This is a genomic window from Formosa sp. S-31 (genome assembly GCF_051172795.1).
Classification (GTDB): Bacteria; Bacteroidota; Bacteroidia; order Flavobacteriales; family Flavobacteriaceae; genus Formosa.
Window position 1 is genome coordinate 834,016 of sequence record NZ_JAENDK010000008.1, and the last position, 22,949, is coordinate 856,964.

The window sequence follows — 22,949 nt, forward strand, 5'->3', positions numbered from 1 at the left end:
AAATACAGTAACTTTAAAGTGAAAAATAATCTCTATGAACACATTCGAACATTTTGCCATTAACGTAAAAGACCCTAAAGCCATAAGCGATTGGTATTGCCAGCATTTAGGAATGAAAAAAGTGTTGGAAAAGCAAGAAGCACCTTTTATGACCTTTTTAGCCGATGCAACAAACAGGGTCGTGGTAGAATTGTATTACCAGCCCAGTATGCCCATTACCGATTTTAATGAGCAACATCAACTTACTTTTCATTTTGCTTTCGAATCGGATGATGCTGAAAAAGATAAAAACACCTTGTTAGTGGCAGGAGCCACTTTTATAGAAGAGCAGCAGCCGGGACCAGGAACGCATCTGGTGATGCTTCGAGATCCCTGGGGATTACCGCTTCAATTGTGTCAGCGTGCTCAAAAGCTGATTTAGTTTACAGGTATTAAATTTTGTAAACGCAGCCAGTTTTCGCAAGCAGGTTGCCAGTACAAATGAATTTCGGGTTTACTTAGCCCGAAACCATGGCCGCCTTTTTCAAAAATATGCATTTCAGCAGGTACTTTGTTGGCTTTTAAAGCCAGGTAATAATTCAGGCTGTTTTCAACAGGAACTGCTCCATCGTCTGTGGCATGAATTAAAAAAGTCGGGGGTGTGTCTGGAGTAATCTGCAATTCGTTGGAATAGAAGTTTACGGTGTCTTCAGCTGGGTTTTTTCCTAATAAACAAGTTTTAGAACCCTGGTGCGTAATGCCGTCTTTCATGGAAATTACAGGATAAATTAATATGGAAAAGTCCGGTCGTGCCGATATATTGTCGTGTTGATAAACAGCGTCGTTATAATGTGTGGACAGTGTGGAAGCCAGATGGCCACCTGCCGAAAATCCTAAAACACCAATCTTATCAGGATTTAAATGATAGTTCTTGGCATGGCGTCGGGCATAGCGCACAGCTTCCTGAGCATCCTGTAGTGGCCCAATGGTTTTATTAGTCATAATATCGTCGCTTGGTAAGCGGTATTTTAACACAAATACGGTTATACCTAACTGGCTTAGCCAGCTTCCAACTTTTAATCCTTCTTTGTTCATGGCCAGATGACTGTAGCCTCCACCTGGGCATACTACTACAGCGGTACCGTTGGCTGTTTCGGGAGCAGGGGTGTAAACCGTTAAAGTAGGTGTTGTAACTCTGGATGTGCTGGAAAGGATATCGTTGTCATATTCCGGAGCTTCCTTGTAATTACTGTTTGAAATACTGTTTGGAATTTCGGTTTCCCAGAGGGGAATTGTTTTTATGTTCTGACTGTATACAGATGTAATCATGCCTAAACTTAAGCATAATAAATACACGAAAGGTGTTTTGTAAAGGAGTGTTGTAATTTTCATATTATCGGGTTTTAAAGTAGGCTGCTAATTCCGGAACCTGTTTTTGTAATGCTTCGATTACCAGTTCGCTAACTTCTGTGGCGCCTTTAAAGGATAAATGGGTATTGTCCTCTTTGCCGTCGGGGAAATAGGAGTTTTCTCCGGGTTTAAAATGTAAATGTAAAGCAGCTGAAGCTTCCGGGCCGTATTGCATTTCCAGAGTTTCGGTAAGCCATTGTAAGTCGATAAATGGAACGTCTAAATCTTTAGCCACCATTCGCGTTACCAGTGGATAAGCGCCGTGCGTATCTTCCAGTGTACCGAATTCATTAAAATTTCTGCGTACTATAGAAGACAGTAAAATAGGAATGCCTTGTTTTTTGCGGGTTTCTTGTACAAAGCGTTCAAGATTGTACCGGTATTGAGTATAGGGGTTGGTATAGCGATTAGGATCTTTAAACTTTTGGTCGTTATGCCCAAACTGGATAAATACATAATCTCCTGGTTTTATAGCATTGTAAACACTGTCCCAGCGTCCCTCTGTAATAAAACTTCGAGTGCTTCTTCCATTAACAGCTTTATTCTGTACTGTAACATTTTTATTAAAATAGGTGGCAAAAACCTGTCCCCATCCAAATTCCGGATTGGTTTCGGGATTTTTTTTATTTGCCATGGTGGAATCCCCAATCATAAATACGGTGATGGGTTTAGTTTGCAAAGTTCCAAAAGCAGTTAATGCTAAGCTGATAAGGAATAAGACTATAAGTTTTGAACGATTTGAAGATATTATTGCAGCCATTCGGTTTCTGAGTTAATTCCTAAAATGTTTTTTGTTGTATATGTTTTTGCTTCTTTTTTACTTAGTTGATGGGACCAGTTTACTCGGTTTTTCGTTTCGGCACCAGGGCCGGTATTATTGTATTCAGCATAGAACCCGAAAGATTCCGCTTCGGTTTTTTTCCAGTTGTGCCAGCCTTCAGGTAAAATATGGTCTCCTAAATTACAGTCCAGAAAGACCGTTTTCGCATAATAGCGCCAGGGTCTGCCTAAATAGACCTTATGGACATTTGGTGTTGCGGTAAGGGTACAGTTTTGAAAAACAAAGCCAAATTCGGAATGTTTTTCGGTCGAAGCTGCCGTGATGTAAGAATCGCTTTTACTTTTAATTTCGCAGTTTGTAAATAGGGCCGTAGCGTTGCCGAAAATAAAATCGGTAGTACCGGTAATTAAACAGTTTTTAAACCATAGTTTATGATGTTCCCCGGTAAGGTAAACCGTGTCCTGATTACCCAGTATGTTACAATTTTCGATAATACAGGCATTGGCATTGATGCTTAAGGCTATAGCCTGGCCTACAGGTCCTGAAGCATTTTCTATGGTTAAGTTTTTAATATGGGTGTAATTGCCTTCTACCAGAACTGTAGCCGTATGAAAGGTGCTATTTCTCCCTAAATTGATACTTTTAAAATAGTCGTTATAGCTAATGATGGTTTCGGCTTTATCTTCGCCGATAAAGGTGATTTTAGGGTTCCATTCGTACACATGAATTTTTTCGAGGTATTTTCCTTTTTTGATATGTATTGTTATACGGTCGTAAGGGAACGATTTGCAATTATTTATAGCATCCTGAATGTGTGTGTAATCGCCACTACCATCTTGGGCTACCGTTATGTTGTAACTGTTTTTTGGAGTAGGTTTAAGTGCTTTTTTCCATTTTGGATAGGCTTCTAATACTTTGTTTGGTTGTGAGTTGTACCAGGCATAACCCACGCGGCGTTCTCTGCCAATATCCATAATTGACGCTTTTTTTATACCATCGCGATCGCAGAAAAAGGGAGTATTGTCTTCCAGATTCATAAATCGTGCCCAAAGGGGTTTAGCTCCGGGATCCTGGATATAGCGTTTTTCTTTTTTACCGTCATCAGTTGTGTAACGTTCTTCTTTTAAACCGGTAATTTTTGTTTTTTCTAACCACACCACTGCGGCATCTACAGCACGTTTTACTTCGTCTGAAGGATTGTCTATCGACATTAGTAATAAAACGATTTGTGCGGTGTCTACGCCTCCTAAAGACGGTAATTCATAAGCTCGGGCTTTGGCAGGGAGGAAGGTGTTTTCGTCATGTTGGGCACACCATCCTGTAAGTGTACTGTCTTGTTTGTATTGCGTTTTTAATATGCAGGAAATGCCTTTTTTAAAAGCCATTTCGGTTTTAGCTCTGGTGGCTTCATCGAGAGTAATGCCTAAGGTTTCAGAACCTTGGCTAAGGTCTTTTAAAAGCGACATGACGTGTACCATAGCGCCGTCGTTATAGGTAATATGAGTATAGTAACCCTCTTTTAACGGGTAAAATTGTGGCCATCCGCCATTGGCATACTGCGCCTCTAGCAAATAATCCACACCTTTTAAAAAAGCGATTTTGTAAGCTTCGTTTTTTGTGTGCTTATAGACTTTAGACAAATACAGCATTTCCAGGTAGGTGGCGCCGTTGTCTATAGTGCAGCCTTTACTTTTTGATTTAGATTTCTTTAATTCATCTTTTTCAGATTCAGATAAAGGGGTTTGCATAGCAATATTTTTATACCAGCCTCCAATGTCTTTCTGATATAATAGGACGTAATCTGCTATGTCTTGAGCGTCTTTACTTCCGTACCAGTCTTCATCCATTTCCAAGACAATATGCCTCCAGGAATGATCTAAAATTTGGGCTTGTACATGACAATGACACACAGGTAAGTAGAAAAAGGTAAATAAAAATAATAAGGTCTTAAATGTTTTTTGTTGTGTGAAGTACGACATGATTAAGCGATTCAAATGCTATAAGAAAAATTTAAGATGATTTTATTCCTTTGATTTTATAAAAAACGGGGTTTGCAATTAGTAAACCCCGTTAGGTTTTTATATTTTGAACTATTTGTCCAGTTCTATGGCGCCAAGAATAAATGGCCCTACACCTTTAGGGTCGTTATCCTTTTTTCTTTCGTTTACATAGTATTCAAAGGAACCATCGCGATAAGGATTTCCACCTAATCCGGCTACCTGGCACACTTGTGTTAAAGTCAGTTGTCCGTCTGGAGCTACTAAAATTAAATCTCTGGTCATACCATCAAATCCTTTTTCGGCTACGGCTTTGTATTGCTGAGGTAAATATCCCTTGTTCACCCCTTTGGCTAAAGCATAAACAAACATGGCAGTTCCAGAAGCTTCCAGGTAATTTCCTTCTTTATCTCCCATATTGGTAACCTGATACCACAATCCGGAGTCATCCTGATATTTGGCTAATCCTTCGGCCAGTGTATTTAGATAGGTGATAAGTTCTTTGCGTTTTGGGTGATCTTCCGGAAAATAATCCAGGACATCTACAAGAGCCATGGCGTACCAGCCTAAAGAGCGTGACCAGAAATTTGGTGACGTACCGGTTTCTTTGTCGGCCCAGTCCATAGCCTTACTTTCGTCCCAGCCGTGATATAATAACCCTGTTTCTTTATCGTAGGCGTGCTTTTGGATTAGTTCAAACTGTTTGGCTACATCGTCTAAGTTTTTACCGTCTTCGAATTTAAGCGTGTATTCCGCATAAAACGGGGCGCCCATGTATAAACCGTCCAGCCACATCTGGCTTGGATAAATCTTTTTGTGCCAGAATCCGCCTTCGCTGGTTCTTGGGTGTTCTTCCAATTGTAGTTTTAGGGCCTTCATGGCAAGTAAATACTTTTCGTCTTTGGTGTCTTCGTAAAGATCGAACAGTAATTTACCGGCTTCAATCATGTCGATGTTGTATTTCGATTTTTCGTAAGTGGCAATAGTTCCGGTGCTGTCAATTAATTTATCAGCATAAGCTTTAACGTAATCGAAATATTTCTGGTCTTTGGTTTTGTGGTATAAGTGCTCAAAACCGGTTAGAACCAAACCGTGAACATAGTCCCATTTTGCAACCGTTCTGTCGTCTATCATATAGGATTCCGGGCTGCGTTCCATTTCCGATAAGGCCATACGTTCGGACCATTTTAAATGTTCGGGAACAGTTAATTCCGGTGTTGTTTCCTGAGTTGTTTGTGTTTGTGTCGATTCTTTTTTGTCGTCTTTACAACTTGTAAATGCAAGTGTAAGGGCGCAAAGAAATACTAATGGTTTTTTCATGTTATTATAAAGTATCGTTGTTGTTTAATTCTGTTAATTTCTGGTTGATGTAACTTAGAAAGTCAGCTTCATTGGTAATTCCATTTTTCTCTTTTTCCCAGGCAGCCAGAAAATAGAAGCTTACAGGGGCAGTATCTGGTTTAAAAATAACCAGATGGTCGTCTTTCCCTTCTTTTAAGCTTTCTACAGTATCTTTTTTGTAGAACAAGGCCATACCTAACTGATCCGGTACCAGAGTCTGCTCGCCGTAAGTGGCAATGTATGCCCAGTCACCTTCGGTATTTTCGCTTTTAATTAATCCAACCTTATGGTCTACAATTCCGGTACAAATGCCTTCCAAAGCTTCAGAAGTTTGTATAGTGTGTTTGGTAATTCTGGAATCTGGTTTTATACTTAAGGTTGATTTTAAATCGATGGTTTTTCCGGCTGTTTCCCAACCTTTGTAATTTACGTACACCATGGATTGTTCCGGAGTGTTTTCTACCTTAGCCGTGGTTTCCTCTACGGTATTAAAGTGAAGCACTTCGTTATTTACGTAACGTCCAATAGAACCAATTCCCATGGATTTTCCGGCTTTAAGAATGTCCATTCCCCAATCGCTCATTTCATGGTATGAATCAAAACCGTTCTGACCAACACGGTATAGCTCAAGCGTATCGGTAACTTTACCATAAATATCTATGGCATTACGCCAGTCTAAATATAAACGGTAGCCCACTTTATTGCTTTCCCAGCCCGGACCTTCGTAACGGATATACCAGGAATGGTCGGTATGTTCTTTTGGTACGGTAAGTTCAGATACATTTTTAAAACCGGTACTGTTGATGTATTCTTTATGACCTCTGGAACCATCTATCCATTCGCCTCCCTGGGCTATGGAGATTTCGGCGTAGGTTTTTGGCGTTACAACTTCTGTTACCACAGGAGTTTCTTCAATAGGTGTTTCTGCAGTATTGTCTTGTTTTGTATTGTTTTTACAGGAGAAAAGTGCTGCAAGGGATACAATAGGTATAAGGTGAACTGTTTTCATAATGCATTATTTATTTGAGAATATAATTTAAGAAATTTATAGTGGAATCAGCTACGCTATCAAACCATGGGTTAAATAACCAGAAGGTATGTGGTGCGTTGTGTACAGCTGAAATTTTATAATAAATATGGTGTTGTTCTAAGATTGCAATCATCTCATCGCGCCCGGCCTGAAAGCGCTCAAAATTGCTTGGTATAAAAAGCGTCGGGGGACAGTTTTGGTCGACATAGGTTAAAGCCGAAGCTTGTTTCCATAATTCCGGGTTATTGGTTTCGGTATCGCCTAACCAACTTGCTGCCAAAGTACCTTCTTCAGACTTTGGGTGACTAAAAGCCAGAATGCCATCAATATTTACAAGGCCTTTAATGTTTACCGGTGTTTTAGTGAAAATAGGTTTATGAGCCGTAGTGGCAACCAGAGAGGCGATTTGTGCTCCCGAAGAACTGCCCAGAATAATAAGCTGTTCCGGGTTGATATTATAGGTAGCTGCCTGTGTCTTTATAAATGAAATAGCATCGAATACATCACTTACTGCATCCGGAAATTTATTCTGTGGCGCTAATCTGTACTCTATAGTAAAACTATTATATCCGTTAGCTGCCAGTACAGATGCTAAAGGATGTAATAATGATTTTGAACCAGATTTCCAGCCGCCGCCATGAATTAAAATTACCGCAGGTGCGTTTGTGTTTTTTGTATTGATAAACGCATCCAAATACAAACTGTAATTCGGAGTTGTTTTATAGGCAATATTCGGTGTGTATTTTACAATTGAAGTATCGCGTGTTTTGGCAATACTAATATCCGGGTATTTTTTTAAGGCTTTGTTGTAGGCGGATGTAATAGTGTAGGAGGTGTCTTTGATAGGTCGATTTTGAGCAAAAACCACTGTGTTACTAGCTAATAATAACAGTAAAAAAATGTAGTGGCTTTTTAACATGAGTGTTAGGGTTTAGAGGTTATTTTAAATGATTTAGGAGCTCGATAAAATCAAGCTCCTAAATCAAAAGACTAATTCAAACAAACATTACTATATTTTAATCGTAAGCCGGGTTTTGAGTAAAATCGTTATTTTGATTTAAGTCAATGGCTATTTGAGGAATCGGGCGTAAAATTTTAAGTTCGCCATTATTTCCTGCAAAGTTTTCTTCGTTAACTAAATAGTTATACATCGAGGCTCTTTCAACCAAAGTGCCTGTGCGTTTCAGGTCGAACCAACGGTGATATTCACCAAATAATTCACGGCCTCTTTCATCTAAAATGACATCTATATCTATAGTAGTCATTGGGTCAACCCCGGCTCTGCTTCTTACTTCATTTAAACGTTCTAAAGCTGTTCCTGAGTTTCCTGCTTTAAAATAGGCTTCTGCGGCAATTAAATAGGTTTCACCAAGGCGTGATAAAATAATATCTCTGGTACTTGATCTTCCGTTAGAAAATGGCTCGTCCGGATCGTCAAATTTCTTAGCCGTTATTAAAGCGCGGTCACCACTAACTATGCTGGCACTGTAAGTACCATAACTGTGGAATGTTGCTTTTGGATGCGCGGCTTTATAATCTAAACTGTCTTGAGTAGTCGATTTCCAGCTCGGCGCATAATAATCTACAACTTCTAAACCACTATGGTCTTTTTTGTCGTAGTAGTCGTAGTAGCGATCAAAGATTTCTATCATAAAAGTACCTTCCCAACGAGCATCTTTTTCAGTAAACAAGTCGATAGCATAGTCTGTAGCGATTAAGTTATAACTACGGTTAGGTGCATCTCCGGCAACTTCAGCTCCACCGAGGTAAGATCCGAAATAATAAGATTGTAAATTCCCTAATCCTGTTGGGTCTGCAGCGGTTATGGCCTCGCTGTATTGTACAGAAAATAAAGTTTCTGCATTCATTTCGTTTCCAGGTTGCCATAAGTCGTTAAACGGAATGCTTAAGGCCTGACCGTTTATAGCCGCATCGGCTAAAGTGGCTGCCTGGTTAAAGTCGTCTGAAGAACCGAAAGATAAGTATCCTCGTGTTAAATACACTTTAGCTAAAAGGTGTTGTACGGCACGTTTGTTTACGCGACCGTTATAAGCACCGTCTTCCACTAAATTTATGGCTTCAGTTAATTCTGAAATGATGAAACTGTATACTTCTTCTTCAGAATTTCTATCGAAACTTAATATAGGGCTCGAAATGTAATCGGTAATTAAACCAACTCCTCCATAGGATTGCACCAATAAAAAGTAGGCATTCGCTCTTAAATATTTTAGTTCTCCTTTACGGCTGTTAATATTATCGGTTTGTTCTGTAACATCGGCATAATACAAGCCCATATTGGCCTTTTGTATGGCGTTGTAGGCATTAATATACAAATCTTCTATTTCATCTGTACTAGGACTTAAATTCGCATATTCACTAATTTCTATTGGTTGAGGGTTTCTTCCTTCCGAATACATGTCTGTACCAGCACAGAATACCCAAGGCTCTCCTCCGTAAATATCGCTTAAAAGAGCATAGTTGGCATTTACCAAAGCTTCGTATCCGTCTTCAGATACATAAAATTCTTCGGCAACTACATTGGAGCGCACATCTTCTTCAAGATATTTGTCGCAAGAGTTAAATAATAACCCGCAAATTGCTAAACTTATATATATTTTTTTCATGATTTCTGGTTTTAAAATTTCACACTAAGTCCTAATTGGTAAGTTATAGACCCTACACGACCAACACTTAAACTTGCATCTGCCCATTCCGGATCCCAACCATCGTAATCTGTGAATACAAATGGATCTAAAACATTCGCATAAACTCTTAGTGAAGATAATTTTAATCGTTCAGCCAAATCGTTGTCGAAAGTGTAACCAAACGAGATGTTTTTCACTTTTACGTAGGAAACATCGTGGTAGTTTTGAACGCCATCAAATTGTCCTGCATTTCTACCTTGTGGGTATTTATTTGAGAAATTTGATGCTACACCAGCGGTGTTTTCTGGTACATAATAATCTAAACCGGCTAGTTTTTGACGTCCGCGGTCTGTTGTGTTGGTAAAGTTGGCGTGGAATTCACTGTAGATTAAAGAACCCTGACTCGTTACTACAGAGGCAGACATATCGAACTGTCCGACATTTAAAGTCGTGTTGAAACCTCCGGTCCAGTCTGGTACCGTAGACCCTAAAATCATTCGGTCGTAATCTCCTGTTATTTTTCCGTCCGGCACACCATCAGCACCTGAAATGTCTAACACCTTAACTTGTCCTTCTTTTTGACCGTAAGAGGCTGCTTCATCTCTTTCGTTAGCCTGCCAGATGCCGTTAAATTTATAATCGTAAATAGATCCTAAAGCTTCACCAACAAATAGATTGTTACCTATATCGTCTGCGCCGTCACCGTAAATTTCTTCCACTTTGTTGTTGTTTTTAGCAAAGGTGAAGGTGGTTTTCCATCTCACTTTATCGGTTTTAATGTTTACAGTAGTAAGTCCTACTTCAACCCCTTTGTTAGAGATAGATCCTATATTTGAATTTGTGCTGTCCCAGCCAGATTCTATTGGTAGTTTTTGTCCGAATAGTAAATCTTCAGATAATCTGTCGTAAATATCTACCGAACCGAAAATACGTTGGTTAAAGAATCCGTAGTCAATACCAAAGTTAAATTCTCTTGTTTTTTCCCAGACTAAGCTGCTGTTAGAAAGGTCTCCTGGCAACCATCCGTTAGCTGTAGAACCTCCTAATTCGTAATAGCGTTGCTGATCTAAGATGTTTACAGTAGAGTATGGTGAAATTCCGTTGTTACCCGTGTAACCCCAGCTCACTCTAAATTTAAAGTCGGAAACAAAGTCTACATTTTGCATGAAAGATTCTTCGCTTAAACGCCATGCGAATGCTGCAGAAGGGAAAGAATCCCATTTGTTACCATCAGCGAATTTAGACGAACCATCCCATCTGTTTGAGAAGGTGAATAAATAACGGTCTAAGAAGGAATAATTTAAACGTAAAGCAAAAGATGCCAATGTTTCTTTATAGAAATAAGAGCCTAAACCAAACGTAGATTGCTCACCAGATCCCATATTGTAGAAATCTGTATCGAAAGGCATATTTCTCGAGCTCATGGTTGAACCTTCTGTCTCTGTAGAATAGATACTTTGAAGGGCAAGGAAACTAATAGTATGTTTATCGTTAAACGTACGATCGATATTCATCTGGTTGTCCCAGGTATAGTTAAAATTCGATCTCTTTTCCATTTCGGCAGAAGCTAAATCGTTGTTGGAAATACCTGTATTGGTTTGTGGACCCCAGGCTCTACCACGTCTCCAGCTGTCGTATCCGGCAGAGAACGTAGAACGGAAAGATAACCACTCTAAAGGGCTGTATTCTGCAAACACATTACCAATCATGTTATAACGCTTGGTTTCATCAGATGAATTTGCAATTTCCATTAAGGGGTTGTACGTACTGGTTTTGTTAATTAAGTAATCGCCGTTAGCGTCTACCAGTTTCCCCGGCTGCGGGAATAAGTTTCCGTCTAAGTCGTAAGGCGTCATCGCAGGGGCTAAACGGAAGGCTTCACGCATGGCGTACTGGCTTCCGCGTTCTATTTCGCTTAACGCGAAGGTAATGCTGGCTCCTGTAGAGAATTTGTCGTTTATTCTGTGATTAACACTCGATTTAAAAGTGTATTTGTCTAAAGATTCATTTTCAATGTTTCCGGTTTCTGTTTGTACCCCAACACCAACATTATAGCCTAGGCCATTGTCGGCTCTACCTGAAATAGATAAGAAATTGTTAGACTGAGTACCTGTTTTTAAAACGGCATCATACCAGTCGAAGGTTTCGTTGTTTAAGTAGCGTTCCTGTAAAAGGGTGTTTGAAGTACCGAATACTACCTGATCTAAACGCTCAGGAGAAATGTTCATTGGGTTACCTCCATCTGTAGTTGCTAAATACGCCGATTTATGATAGTCTACCCACTCGGCAGTATCCATCATTTTTGGTAAACGTGCAGTATTTTTTAAACCGTAAAATGTTTCGTAAGATACGGTTAACTTACTCTTGGCTCCGGCACCATTTTTAGTGGTTACTAAAACAACCCCATTAGAACCTCTGGAACCGTAAATAGCGGTAGATGAGGCATCTTTTAAGATGTCGATACTCTGGATGTCGTTTGGGTTTAAGAAGTCAATACCATTGGTAATTACTCCGTCTACCACGTATAAAGGGTCTGAGTCTTCGAAGAATGAGTTGTTACCACGAATAGTAATGTCAAATCCATCCCCTGTTCTACCTGAAGAGTTAGAGATTACTACCCCGGCAACGTTACCCTGCATGGCTTCCATAGGGCTGGTAACATTTCTTTCGGTGATTAACTGGGCATCCATACTACCTACAGATCCGGTTAAATCCTTTTTCTTTTGGGTACCGTATCCTACAAGAACCACTTCGTTAAGTTCTTCCAGATCTGGTGCTAAAGAAATGTTGATCGATGTTTGCCCAGAAACATTAATTTCCTGGGTTTTGTAGCCTAAATAACTAACGACCAAAATACCATTAGAGGCTACCGATAAGGAATAATTTCCGTCAAAATCAGTAGTAGTACCGTTAGATGTGTTTTTTTCAATAATATTAACTCCCGGTAAAGGCATATTACTGTCGGTGTCTGTAATTACACCGCTAACGGTTAACTTTTGCTGGGCAAAAGTTACATTGCAAATCAAAAAGGCCAGAATACATAAGTATTTGTTTAAGGACCTCTGATAGTTAAAAGTTAGAGTATTAAATTTCATAATTAGTGAATTGTTAGTTTCGAATTAAGTTTTGATTGTTTGTTTTAGTGGTTCATTTGTCATTTAATTTGTTTCTGTTTGATTTATGTGTGTATTTATTAATTTAAGGTTATCTACGTGTTCAACTTTTTGGGTCTGGCCAACCGTGTTTATGGTTACATTTTTTAAGGTAACATCTTCAATCGGGTAGTCTTTGTGCCCCAGAGCCAGAATACCATATTTACCACCATTGTCGACAGTTATGTTTTCCAGATTTATATTTTTGATTTTAGGGAAGTTTGTTCCTGACTGATTTTTGTAAATCCCGTAAAACAGATTGATTTTTAAAACAGCTTCTTTTACCTGACCAACCTTAAGATTTCTAACGAAAACGTTTTCGACAAAGCCGCCGCGTTTAGAGTTTGTTTTTATACGTATAGCACGGTCAAGATTCGGGCTGTCCATTTCGCAGTTTTCAACAAATACGTTGCGAACGCCAGCCGAAATTTCGCTACCCATTACCACACCACCGTGACCATCGATCATTTTGCAGTTTTGTACCAGAATGTTCTCACTGGCAATAGCTACACGACGTCCTTCGTCATTACGTCCTGATTTTATGGCAATACAGTCGTCTCCAGTATTGAAAATACAGTTTTTAATGATTATATTTTTAGAGTACTCCGGATCGCAGCCATCGTTATTCGGACCGTGACTTTCAACAGTAACACCATCAACAATTATGTTTTGGGATTTTAAAGGATGAATCACCCAAAACGGAGCATTTATTATTTTAACATCCTGAATTAAAATATTTTCACATTCTAAAGGCTGTATAAATGCAGGTCGTAAGTAATGACCATTTCCAAAAATTCGCTCAGAAACAGGAACATTGTTTTCAGCCATTTCAACTAATCGATCTCTGTTTTCAGGTAAGTGCTGTGATGGATTACCCTCCACCCAACCGTAGGTGTCTTTTCCAACCCAAGGCCACCAATTATCTTTGCTGGCATTTCCGTTCAAGATTCCGTTACCAGTAATGGCTATATTTTTTTTGCCTTTGGCATAAATCAATGGTGAGTAATTCATGAGTTCATTACCTTCAAAGGAGGTGTGTACCAATGGGTAGTAATCATTAGGATTGGAACTAAATTGGATTTCGCTCCCTGTTTCTAAATGTAGATTTACATTATCCTCGAGATGGATTGGTCCGGAAAGGAAAATGCCTTCTGGTATTATTACCTTTCCGCCTCCATTTTTAGTACAGGTGGCAATAGCTGCTTTAATGGCCTGAGTGTCGGAATTGGAATCGTTAGCGGTAGCACCAAAATTGGTAATGTTATACGTTTTCGATTTAAATGCTGGTACTTTTACCGTTTTAGAAATTAGGTCGGCCTGAGCCCATGGAGTAGAAGTATAGTCTGAATTTTGAGCCGTTCCCTGTATTTGAAAGAAAATTACAGTGAAAAGCGACAAGTAGATTGTTAATTTTTCACTACAATAATTACTAAAAAAGCCTGAATCCCCCATGTATATTAGCACTTTGTTAATTATTTGTTACAATTTCACATGTAATCGATTACACGAAGCTAAACATTTAGTATCAAAAAACAAATTTATTTTAGATAAATATGGTAATTATGTAATTTAAAGTATATTTTTTATGTAAAATGTAAACTATATCGGCTTTATATTATATATTTAACAATGTTAAAACGATTTTTTCAATTTGTTACCGATTTTAATGTATAATTATGTAATCGATAACATTAATTTAAGAACCAATTTTTTTAACCTGAACGTTTTTATTGTTAATCTTGCAGAATGAACGAAAAAGTTACGATCTACGACATTGCTAAGCGACTTAATATTACTGCAGCTACGGTATCAAGGGCTTTAAATAACAATCCTAAAATTAGTGAAGCAACACGTCTTTTGGTTTTAAAAACAGCCAAAGAGATGAACTATAAGCAAAATAAACTGGCTTTAGCATTAAAGAGTGGGAAGAGTAACAATGTTGGGGTTATTGTACCTTATATAAACAGAAATTTCTTTTCCTCTGTTATTCGGGGTATAGAAGAAGAGCTGTATCCTAAAGGTTATCATGTAATTATTTGTCAGACACACGAGGAAGAACAAAAGGAGATAGACACCATTAGTAATTTGTTAAATGCGCAGGTAGACGGGGTTCTGATGTCAGTTTCCAAACAAACGACAAAAACAGAACATTTTGAGCGTATTCTGGATAAGCATATACCACTGGTTTTTTTCGACAGACGTGCAAAGTTAAAAGGAGTAAGTAGTGTCACTATTGATGATTATCAGGGCGGCTATGATGCTACTAAACATTTAATCGATCAGGGATGCAGACGTATAGTTCATATAGGCGGCGATACAAAACTGGAAATCTATAAGGATCGTTTTGAAGGCTATAAAGCTGCTTTAGAAGCTTCGGGTATTCCTTTTAATCCGGATTATGTGATTATTACAAAAAGTGATACAGAGGCCGGTCAAAAGGCAGCAGAGGAGCTGTTAAAGATGAAAGTTGTACCCGATGCTGTGTTTTCTTCGAGTGATTTTGTGGCTTTAGGCGTTATTCAAAAGTTTAAGGAGCACGGTTTGAGTATTCCTGAGGATATAAGTGTTGTAGGATTTAGTAATGAGCCTTTTACTAAGTTTATGGAATCTACCATAAGTTCTGTAGATCAATGTGCTATGGAAATGGGACGAGTTTCTGCTCGTGTGTTTCTGGAGCAGGTAAAAAATCCGAAAATAAAAATTGAGAAGAAAGTCGAACTTTCTCCTCAATTATTAATTAGAGATTCTTCTTTAAAGAAGTAATTTTATAAAGAAACACCGCGCTTCCAAGGAATAAAGTCGCTTTGGTTTAATGCCATAGCTTTGGTTTGAACTTCACCGCTGGCTACTTGTAAAATGTGTTCCAGCATAGTATCACCCATTTCTTCAATAGATTTTTCACCACGTATCACGGCTCCGGTATCGATGTCAATAATATCCGGCATTTTTTCGGCCAATTCAGAGTTCGATGCTACTTTTATAATTGGTGTTACCGGGTTTCCTGTAGGTGTACCTAATCCGGTGGTAAATAATATAACATTTGCACCAGAACCCGCCATCGCCGTTGTGCTTTCTACATCATTACCTGGAGTACAAAGTAAGTTTAATCCTGGTTTGTGAATGTATTCACCATAATCCAGAACGTCTACCACAGGCGAAGATCCTCCTTTTTTAGCTGCTCCGGCCGATTTCATGGCGTCTGTTATTAAACCGTCTTTGATATTTCCCGGAGACGGATTCATATCGAAACCAGAACCAGCATCGACTACTGACTTTTCGTAAGCTTTCATTAAGTCTAAGAACTTTTTGCCATCTTCATCGTTTACACAACGGTTAACAAGTTCCTGCTCTACACCACAAAGTTCAGGGAATTCCGATAAGATTGCAGTACCTCCCACGGCTGCTAAAATATCTGAAACGCGACCTAAAGTTGGATTGGCTGAAATTCCTGAGAATCCGTCCGATCCACCACATTCTAAACCGACTTTTAGTTTAGATATCGGTGCAGGTTTTCTTTCGATGTTGTTGGCTGCTTTTATGCCTTCGTAAGAGTCTTTAATGATGCCTTTAAGCATGTCGTCTACCGTTCCCGATTTTTGTTGCTCATAAATGATTATCGGTTTTTTATTGTCCGGATTTATTTCAGCTAAAGCATCCTTAAAGATCTGAATTTGTAGATTCTGACAGCCTAAACTTAATACGGTTGCACCTGCAACATTAGGATTGTTAACGTAACCAGCAAGCAGTTTTGCCAGCAGTTCAGAATCTTGTCGAATTCCACCGCAGCCTCCCTGATGGGTAATAAATTTTACATCTATATTTTTAAAAACTCTGGTGTCTTCAATTTCTTCAGGTACATCTTCGCCAGAATCGCTTACGAGCGATCGTAATAAAAGACGATGTTTATTGATGTTTTTATGTAGTAATTCGTTTTCAAATACATCTTTTAACACTTCAATATTTCTGTTTTCACAAAATACCAAAGGAAAAAATAACCAGACGTTGGCCGTGCCTACCTGACCGTCTTCTCTGTGGTACCCCATAAAAGTACGGTCTTTCCATTTGTCTACATTAGGGGCATTCCAGCCTATAGTTTCAGTTTTTCCGAAAACCTTGGCGCTTTCATGTTTTACATTTTCGGTTGTAAGTACTTCTCCCAGTTCGATGATTCGAGAAGCTTTACCAACCAATACACCATACATTATAATTTCATCTCCAACATTAAAGTGTTGTAAGGCGATTTTATGTTTTGCCTTGGTGTCTTTTGTCGCTGTATAGGTATTTCCTTCCAGAGTTAATTGTTCTCCGGCTTTTAAATTGGTAAGAGCTACAGCAACATTATCATCTGCATGTACTTTTATAATTTTGTTTTGCATGGTGTAACCTTTTAAAAAGGATTAAAATTGTTTACTGAATTTATCGAATCCCGCTTCTGTACCTTGCTCGTCAATTGCTTTTAAAGCTGCAACTATAGCTGCTGTAAATTGATTTATTTTTGTTAAATCTTCTCCCCAGTAATCCGTATTCGCTAATATTGTCTTTGCCGTGGCTTCATAATCGTTAAGTGCCCACGCATCTTTAAAAGTTTTAACGATATCTGCATCATCGTTTATAGGTAAAGTTTCATTGTTCCATGTGCCTTGATAAAAACGTATTAATGCGGCAAAAGAAAACATAAGGTGTGTAGGTAGTTTGTCGTTCGTTTTAATATAATCTAACAAACTAGGCAGCACGCGTACTTTAAATTTTGAAATGGAATTTAAAGCAATACTGGAAAGCATATGCTTAATAAACGGATTTCTGAAACGATCGAAAACATCTTCGCCAAATTGTTTTAATTCGTCTTTATCCATGTCTAGCGTAGGGATGATTTCATTGAATACCGCATCTTTTATAAAGGCTCCGGTGAAACTATCGTCTACAGATTCTTTTACAGTTTGTTTGCCCGAAAGTAAGCAAAACGGTACCATAGCAGTATGCGCACCATTAAGGATTTTTACTTTTCGTGTTCTGTAGGGTTGCATGTTGTCTACGATAAGTACATTTAAGTCGGTCTTATCAAACGGAAGTTTTTTCTTTAAATCGTCTCCACCTTCAATAACCCATAAAAAGAACGTTTCCGCAGTTACAATTAAATTGTCTTTGTAATCCAGTTTACTATTGTAGGCTTCGATTTCGTCTTTAGGATAACCAGGGACAATGCGGTCTACTAAAGTGCTGTGGAATGTAGAGTTTTCTAATAACCAGGTTTTAAAGTCTTCCCCTAAATGCCATAAATCGATGTATTTTAGAATGATTTCTTTTAAGGTTTCCGAATTGTGATTTATCAATTCGCATGGAATTATTGTTAAGCCTTTAGAAGCATCTCCGTTAAAATGTTTGAAGCGTTCGTGTAATAACACTGTTAATTTAGCAGGGAAGCTGCTTGGAGGTTGCATATTTAAAGTGTCAGATTCCACATAAGCTATTCCAGCTTCAGTCGTGTTGGAAATAATGAATTCTAACTCATCTTCTTTAGCCAAACTCAGGTAGTCCTGAAAACTTTGGTAAGGATCTACAGATTTTACTATGTTGGTAATTAATTCCTGTTCCTGAGTTTCCTGGCCTTTTTTAATGCCTTTCATGAAAAGAGTATACAAACCATCCTGATCGTTTAACATGGAAACCAATCCACGATCTATAGGTTGAACTACGGCAATTCCTGCATTTAAATCTGCTTTTTTGTTTAATTCCTGAAAGGCGTAATCTACAAAGGCACGGAGAAAATTACCTTCTCCAAACTGAATAACTTTAACAGGAAGTTTATTATCTAATCCCAGATTAGCACGGGTTAATTGTTTTTTTTTTATATCTGACATTTTTTTTGAATTTATGCGGTTTTAAGTTTAAAGTATGATCTTTTATGAATGTCTGTATCTAAAAAAGGTTAGCGTTTTATATGATTATAAGTCTGTTACTTGTTCGTATTTCGGTAATAAGGCTCTCATTGTCACCCAGGCAATCATATAGGCCACAGCACATACACCGAAAATGATAAAATAACCAGATTCTTCGCCTTGGAAGCCCATGAATTTCATTTGAGTTTCTTTAGAGTAATCGAATAACATTCCTGATCCTTTATTGATAAAGAAAGACCCGATACCTCCCGCTAGACCACCAATTCCTGTAATTGTAGCGATGGCTTTTCTTGGAAATAAATCGCCTACAATAGAGAAAATATTGGCTGACCAGGCCTGATGTGCCGCTCCTGCTATACCGATAATAATTACCGGAATCCAATAACTTATGCGTCCTAAAGGTTGAGCTAGTAGGGTAAGTAGTGGAAATAAGGCAAAAATAAACATGGATTTTAAGCGGGCATCGTACGGGTGTTTTCCTTTGTCTACAAAATAACTAGGTAACCAACCACCAATAATAGCAAGCAGCGTAATGGTATATAATATAAATAAAGGAATAGCAGCTTCGGTAGAGTCCATGCCGTAAATTGAACTTAAATAAGCTGGTGTCCAGAAAAGGAAGAACCACCAAACACCATCGGTCATAAATTTACCAACTATAAATACCCAGGTTTGTTTATAGCTGAAACATTTTAAAAGGTTTACATTTTTACGTTTGCCATCGGTTGGTTCTACATCCATATCGTTGTCTTGCTGGATGTAAGCAAGTTCATCTTCCGATACTTTTTTGTGTTTTTCAGGTTTTTCATATAGGAATACCCAGGCGCCCATCCATATAAAACCTAGGGCTCCAATAATAATGAAAGACATTTCCCATCCGTAAGCTTCTGCAATAAACGGAATAGTTAACGGGGCTCCTAAAGCACCAACAGTTGCTCCGGCATTAAAAATACTGGTAGCCAAAGCCCGATCTTTTTTAGGGAAGTATTCTGCAGTAGTTTTAATGGCTGCCGGGAAGTTTCCTGCCTCTCCAAAGGCTAGTACAAGTCTGGCGAAAATAAAGAAAGTAACACTGGCGCTAACAATCATACCTGTATTACTGGCCATTTCTATAGCTTCTTTGGCATGAGAAAAACTTAGCGTCCATGTATCGGTAACATAACCGGCGGTAAAAATTCCTGAAAACGCATGTAAACAAGCTCCTGCTGACCAAATTCCAATCGCCCAAAGAAATCCTTTTTTGGTATCCAGCCAGTCAATTAACGGACCAGCAACAAGCATGCTTATGGCATAGAATATAGAAAATAACGCCGTAACGTTTCCATAGTCATTATTTGTCCAGTTAAATTCAGGGGCGATAAAATCTTTCCAGGTGAGCGATAATACCTGTCGGTCCATGTAATTGATAGTTGTGGCTACGAATAACATGGTACAGATATACCAGCGAAAGTTTGTTTTAGTTTTCATAAGCTATAATTAGTTTTTATGTTAAATCCTATGGTTAAACAGGGCTTTAGTTGTTTGTTTAATAATTTTTGTCTTTGACAAAGTGTGTTTTACAGACTTTAGTTAGCCGGCCTGTATGTTTTAATCATTTCTAAGGTTTCTGATACTTTTTGTGTTAAGGCTTCAAAATTCTTATTAGCAATGATGTCTTTTGTTATTAGTTTCGACCCCATGCCTACACAGGTTACACCAGCTGCAAACCAGGTTTCTATGCTTTCTTTAGTTGGAGATACGCCTCCTGTTGGCATTATACTGGTCCATGGGCAAGGGGCCTTTATGGCTTTAACAAAGTCTGCTCCGTAGGTTCCTCCAGGGAAAAGTTTTACAATTTCGCAGCCTAATTCTTCGGCTCTTGCAATTTCACCTAAAGTGGCACAGCCCGGTGACCAAAGTACTTTTCTTCTATTACAAACGATTGCAATATCTTCGCGAAGTAATGGCGTTACTATAAAGTGGGCGCCCATTTGCATATACAATGAAGCTGCTGCAGCATCGGTAACAGAACCAACGCCTAACATAAGGTCTGGGCAGGCTTTGGAACAATATTTTGCAAGCTCAGCAAATGTTTCGTGTGCAAAGGCGCCACGTGCTGTAAATTCAAACAGTCTTGCGCCACCATCGTAACAGGCCTTAACGACTTGTTGTAATAGTTCAACGTCACTATGATAAAATAGGGGAACCAGGCCAGTGGCCTTCATTTGTTGAGCAACTTCTATTCGAGAGAATGTTTTCATAACTAAAATATTATCGGCTAACACGACCGGAAAGGTCGCCTTGCATTAAATTTTCAACTTCTTGTTTGGAGACTAAATTAACATCGCCATAAATGGTGTGTTTTAAGCTTGATGCCGCGACTGCAAATTCCAGTGCTTTGGCATCATCATAAGTATTAAGACCATAAATTAAGGCGCCCATAAAACTATCTCCCGCACCTATTCTGTCTACGATATGAGTGATATCGTAAGTTGTGGATTTATGCATGGTTTTACCGTCGTAAAGCACGGCAGACCATGTATTGTGAGATGCGCTAATACTACCTCTGTTGGTGATGGCTATTTTCTTGGCTTTTGGAAAACGTTCCATTAATTTTTCAGATAAAGAACGTTGTAATTCTTCTTCGGTTTTTCCTTCAGGGATAATACTGAAATATTTATCTGAAGCATAATCTCCTGCCAGAATAACATCGCAAAGCCCGACCATGTGTTCCATGATTTCGCTAGGTGATTTACCGTAATTCCAAAGGTTGGCTCTATAATTGAAATCTGTAGAAATTGTCAGTCCTAATTTTGAAGCTGCTTCTATGGCTTCGACGCAAACATAGGCTGCATCTTGTGATACTCCAGGTGTGATTCCTGACCAGTGAAACCAGTTGGCATCTTTAAAAACAGCTTCCCAGTCTATCATTCCTGTTTTAATGGTCGAAAAGGATGAATGGGTTCTGTCGTAAACAATTTTACTGCCTCGCATAGAGGCGCCGTTTTCCAGAAAATAGATGCCCATACGTTCTCCTCCTCTTGGAATAAAAGAGGTGCCTACATTGTATTTATTCATTTGCATGACAGCGCTATCTCCAATATCGTTTTGCGGCAGTCTGGTTATAAATTCTACAGGTAATCCAAAATTTACTATGCTGGTAAGTACATTTAATTCGCTTCCGCCATAATCGGCGTTGAATTTATTCACTTGGGAAAATTTTAAACAATCTTGAGTAGAAAGCCTTAATAATATTTCGCCTAATCCAACTACTTTTTTCAATGCTATTCTGGGTATTAATTAATACGTTATTTTATTATTTAACAGGAAAATTAAAGTATTCTTTTGCGTTGTAATACGAAATACCTTGTATCATTTTTCCTATCCATTCCATGTCCTGTGGTAATTCTCCTTTTTCGATTTCTTCACCAAAAAGATTACAAACAATTCTGCGGAAATACTCGTGTCTAGGGAATGACATAAAGCTTCGGGAGTCTGTAAGCATACCTATAAAACAGCTTATAAGTCCCATGTTAGACAAGGCATTTAATTGTTTGGTCATACCATCTTTTTGATCTAAAAACCACCATCCGGAACCAAACTGCACTTTACCTTTTACACTACCATCGTTGAAATTTCCAATCATAGTGGCTAAAACTTCATTATCGGCAGGGTTAAGATTGTATATAATGGTTTTTGTTAATTTATCTTTGGTATCCAGAGTGTTTAGGAATTTAGAAAGATTCTCTGCCTGAGAGAAATCACCAATCGAGTCCCAACCGGTATCCGGTCCTAATTGTGTTAACATTCTGGCGTTATTATTTCTTAATGCACCTAGGTGGAATTGTTGAACCCAACCAAATTCGTGATAGGTTTCGGCTAAGAATAATAAAAGAGCTGTTTGAAATTTTAACGCTTCTAACAGAGAAATAGTTTCTTTGTTTCTGCGTTTTGCAAAAATGGTTTTGATTTCTGCGTCTGTAAAGTTTACAAACGGAATTGCATTTAAGCCGTGGTCTGATAATTTACAGCCATTGTCATTAAAATATGAAATTCTGTTTTTTAAGGCGTCACAAAGCGCATCGTATGTTTTAATTTCAGAATCGGTAACCTTTTCTAAGGCATCAATATATTCGTTGTAGGAATCTGTATCGATAAAAATGGCTTTGTCCGGTCTAAACGAAGTACTCACATAGGTTTGGTTGCCTTCGTTTTTAGCGTATTGCTGATGAAATTCCAGCGTATCTAAAGGATCTTCAGTAGTACAAACAACTTCAACATTCATTTTGCTTAAAATATTCTGACAGCTATAATCATCTGTTTTTAAAATATCAGAAGCTTGTTTGTAAATGCCAGGGGCCGATTTTTCATTTAAAAGTTCATCTATACCGTAATAACGAAGCAATTCTAAGTGCGTCCAGTGGTATAATGGGTTTCTCATCGTGTAAGGTACCGTTTTTCCCCATTGTAGAAATTTCTCTTCGTCTGAAGCACTACCTGTTATGTACTTTTCATTTACACCTAAAGTTCTCATGGCTCTCCACTTATAGTGGTCGCCGTGAATCCAGATTTGAGAAATGTTTTCAAAAGATCTGTTGTTTGCAATATCCTGTGGTGGTAAGTGACAGTGGTAGTCTATAATTGGTAAACTGCTTGCGTAATTATGGTATAATTCTTCAGCAAATTTGTTTTGTAGTAAAAAGTTGTCGGTAATAAAGGTTTTAGATGCACTCATGGT

Annotated in this window: 17 protein-coding genes; 2 read left to right on the forward strand and 15 right to left on the reverse strand. The window is 38.4% G+C overall.

The window, feature by feature from the left end:
* Positions 1-34: 34 nt before the first annotated feature.
* A complete protein-coding gene (locus tag I3217_RS13240) occupies positions 35-421 on the forward strand; it encodes a VOC family protein (protein WP_435050240.1) in 387 nt (128 codons plus the stop codon).
* Here the strand turns inward: I3217_RS13240 and I3217_RS13245 are convergent.
* The 9 genes from I3217_RS13245 to I3217_RS13285 form a co-directional block, all read right to left on the reverse strand.
* Entirely contained in the window at positions 418-1,371 is a 954-nt protein-coding gene (locus I3217_RS13245) for an alpha/beta hydrolase (protein WP_435050241.1), read from the reverse strand. The two genes, I3217_RS13240 and I3217_RS13245, sit on opposite strands and share 4 nt — an antisense overlap.
* A gap of 1 nt (position 1,372) precedes the next feature.
* A complete protein-coding gene (locus tag I3217_RS13250; protein WP_435050242.1) occupies positions 1,373-2,149 on the reverse strand; it encodes a rhamnogalacturonan acetylesterase in 777 nt (258 codons plus the stop codon).
* Positions 2,137-4,149 carry a pectate lyase gene (pelA, locus tag I3217_RS13255; protein WP_435050243.1) on the reverse strand — a complete coding sequence of 671 codons (2,013 nt, stop codon included), beginning with the start codon at positions 4,147-4,149 and terminating at the stop codon, positions 2,137-2,139. Before pelA ends, I3217_RS13250 begins: the two co-directional genes overlap by 13 nt.
* 111 nt (positions 4,150-4,260) lie before the next feature.
* A complete protein-coding gene (locus I3217_RS13260; RefSeq protein WP_435050244.1) occupies positions 4,261-5,487 on the reverse strand; it encodes a glycoside hydrolase family 88/105 protein in 1,227 nt (408 codons plus the stop codon).
* 4 nt (positions 5,488-5,491) lie between these two features.
* Positions 5,492-6,517, reverse strand: coding sequence for a DUF4861 family protein (locus tag I3217_RS13265; RefSeq protein ID WP_435050245.1), 1,026 nt, complete (start codon positions 6,515-6,517; stop codon positions 5,492-5,494).
* Positions 6,518-6,527: 10 nt separating this feature from the next.
* Positions 6,528-7,457 (reverse strand): alpha/beta hydrolase fold domain-containing protein, encoded by a 930-nt coding sequence (locus I3217_RS13270; protein WP_435050246.1) that lies wholly within the window; start codon positions 7,455-7,457, stop codon positions 6,528-6,530.
* A 97-nt stretch (positions 7,458-7,554) separates the two neighbouring features.
* Positions 7,555-9,162 (reverse strand): RagB/SusD family nutrient uptake outer membrane protein, encoded by a 1,608-nt coding sequence (locus tag I3217_RS13275; RefSeq protein WP_435050247.1) that lies wholly within the window; start codon positions 9,160-9,162, stop codon positions 7,555-7,557.
* An 11-nt stretch (positions 9,163-9,173) separates the two neighbouring features.
* Positions 9,174-12,278 (reverse strand): SusC/RagA family TonB-linked outer membrane protein, encoded by a 3,105-nt coding sequence (locus I3217_RS13280; protein WP_435050248.1) that lies wholly within the window; start codon positions 12,276-12,278, stop codon positions 9,174-9,176.
* A 63-nt stretch (positions 12,279-12,341) separates the two neighbouring features.
* Positions 12,342-13,787, reverse strand: a complete 1,446-nt coding sequence (locus tag I3217_RS13285; protein WP_435050249.1) for a glycoside hydrolase family 28 protein — start codon at positions 13,785-13,787, stop codon at positions 12,342-12,344.
* Between the two features lie 294 nt (positions 13,788-14,081).
* On the opposite strand from I3217_RS13285, the gene I3217_RS13290 reads away from it, so the two are divergent.
* Complete coding sequence (locus I3217_RS13290; protein WP_435050250.1) at positions 14,082-15,098, forward strand: LacI family DNA-binding transcriptional regulator; 1,017 nt, start codon at positions 14,082-14,084, stop codon at positions 15,096-15,098.
* Positions 15,099-15,100: 2 nt separating this feature from the next.
* Here the strand turns inward: I3217_RS13290 and I3217_RS13295 are convergent, their stop codons facing one another.
* From I3217_RS13295 to uxaC, 6 genes are all read right to left on the reverse strand, one after another.
* Positions 15,101-16,711, reverse strand: coding sequence for a UxaA family hydrolase (locus I3217_RS13295; RefSeq protein WP_435050251.1), 1,611 nt, complete (start codon positions 16,709-16,711; stop codon positions 15,101-15,103).
* Between the two features lie 21 nt (positions 16,712-16,732).
* Positions 16,733-18,193, reverse strand: a complete 1,461-nt coding sequence (locus I3217_RS13300; RefSeq protein WP_435050252.1) for a tagaturonate reductase — start codon at positions 18,191-18,193, stop codon at positions 16,733-16,735.
* Positions 18,194-18,277: 84 nt separating this feature from the next.
* Positions 18,278-19,699: an MFS transporter gene (locus tag I3217_RS13305; protein ID WP_435050253.1), complete on the reverse strand. Its 1,422-nt coding sequence runs from the start codon at positions 19,697-19,699 to the stop codon at positions 18,278-18,280.
* A gap of 98 nt (positions 19,700-19,797) precedes the next feature.
* Entirely contained in the window at positions 19,798-20,472 is a 675-nt protein-coding gene (locus tag I3217_RS13310; protein ID WP_435050254.1) for a bifunctional 4-hydroxy-2-oxoglutarate aldolase/2-dehydro-3-deoxy-phosphogluconate aldolase, read from the reverse strand.
* 10 nt (positions 20,473-20,482) lie between these two features.
* Positions 20,483-21,493, reverse strand: a complete 1,011-nt coding sequence (locus tag I3217_RS13315) for a PfkB family carbohydrate kinase (RefSeq protein ID WP_435050255.1) — start codon at positions 21,491-21,493, stop codon at positions 20,483-20,485.
* A 34-nt stretch (positions 21,494-21,527) separates the two neighbouring features.
* Positions 21,528-22,946: a glucuronate isomerase gene (gene uxaC, locus I3217_RS13320; RefSeq protein ID WP_435050256.1), complete on the reverse strand. Its 1,419-nt coding sequence runs from the start codon at positions 22,944-22,946 to the stop codon at positions 21,528-21,530.
* Positions 22,947-22,949 lie beyond the last annotated feature (3 nt).

Bases quoted from the DNA above. Each gene is read 5' to 3' on its own strand.
- I3217_RS13240 (WP_435050240.1), top strand. From the start codon at position 35: ATGAACACATTCGAACATTTTGCCATTAACGTAAAAGACCCTAAAGCC.
- I3217_RS13245 (WP_435050241.1), bottom strand. From the start codon at position 1,371: ATGAAAATTACAACACTCCTTTACAAAACACCTTTCGTGTATTTATTA.
- I3217_RS13250 (WP_435050242.1), bottom strand. From the start codon at position 2,149: ATGGCTGCAATAATATCTTCAAATCGTTCAAAACTTATAGTCTTATTC.
- pelA (WP_435050243.1), bottom strand. From the start codon at position 4,149: ATGTCGTACTTCACACAACAAAAAACATTTAAGACCTTATTATTTTTA.
- I3217_RS13260 (WP_435050244.1), bottom strand. From the start codon at position 5,487: ATGAAAAAACCATTAGTATTTCTTTGCGCCCTTACACTTGCATTTACA.
- I3217_RS13265 (WP_435050245.1), bottom strand. From the start codon at position 6,517: ATGAAAACAGTTCACCTTATACCTATTGTATCCCTTGCAGCACTTTTC.
- I3217_RS13270 (WP_435050246.1), bottom strand. From the start codon at position 7,457: ATGTTAAAAAGCCACTACATTTTTTTACTGTTATTATTAGCTAGTAAC.
- I3217_RS13275 (WP_435050247.1), bottom strand. From the start codon at position 9,162: ATGAAAAAAATATATATAAGTTTAGCAATTTGCGGGTTATTATTTAAC.
- I3217_RS13280 (WP_435050248.1), bottom strand. From the start codon at position 12,278: ATGAAATTTAATACTCTAACTTTTAACTATCAGAGGTCCTTAAACAAA.
- I3217_RS13285 (WP_435050249.1), bottom strand. From the start codon at position 13,787: ATGGGGGATTCAGGCTTTTTTAGTAATTATTGTAGTGAAAAATTAACA.
- I3217_RS13290 (WP_435050250.1), top strand. From the start codon at position 14,082: ATGAACGAAAAAGTTACGATCTACGACATTGCTAAGCGACTTAATATT.
- I3217_RS13295 (WP_435050251.1), bottom strand. From the start codon at position 16,711: ATGCAAAACAAAATTATAAAAGTACATGCAGATGATAATGTTGCTGTA.
- I3217_RS13300 (WP_435050252.1), bottom strand. From the start codon at position 18,193: ATGTCAGATATAAAAAAAAAACAATTAACCCGTGCTAATCTGGGATTA.
- I3217_RS13305 (WP_435050253.1), bottom strand. From the start codon at position 19,699: ATGAAAACTAAAACAAACTTTCGCTGGTATATCTGTACCATGTTATTC.
- I3217_RS13310 (WP_435050254.1), bottom strand. From the start codon at position 20,472: ATGAAAACATTCTCTCGAATAGAAGTTGCTCAACAAATGAAGGCCACT.
- uxaC (WP_435050256.1), bottom strand. From the start codon at position 22,946: ATGAGTGCATCTAAAACCTTTATTACCGACAACTTTTTACTACAAAAC.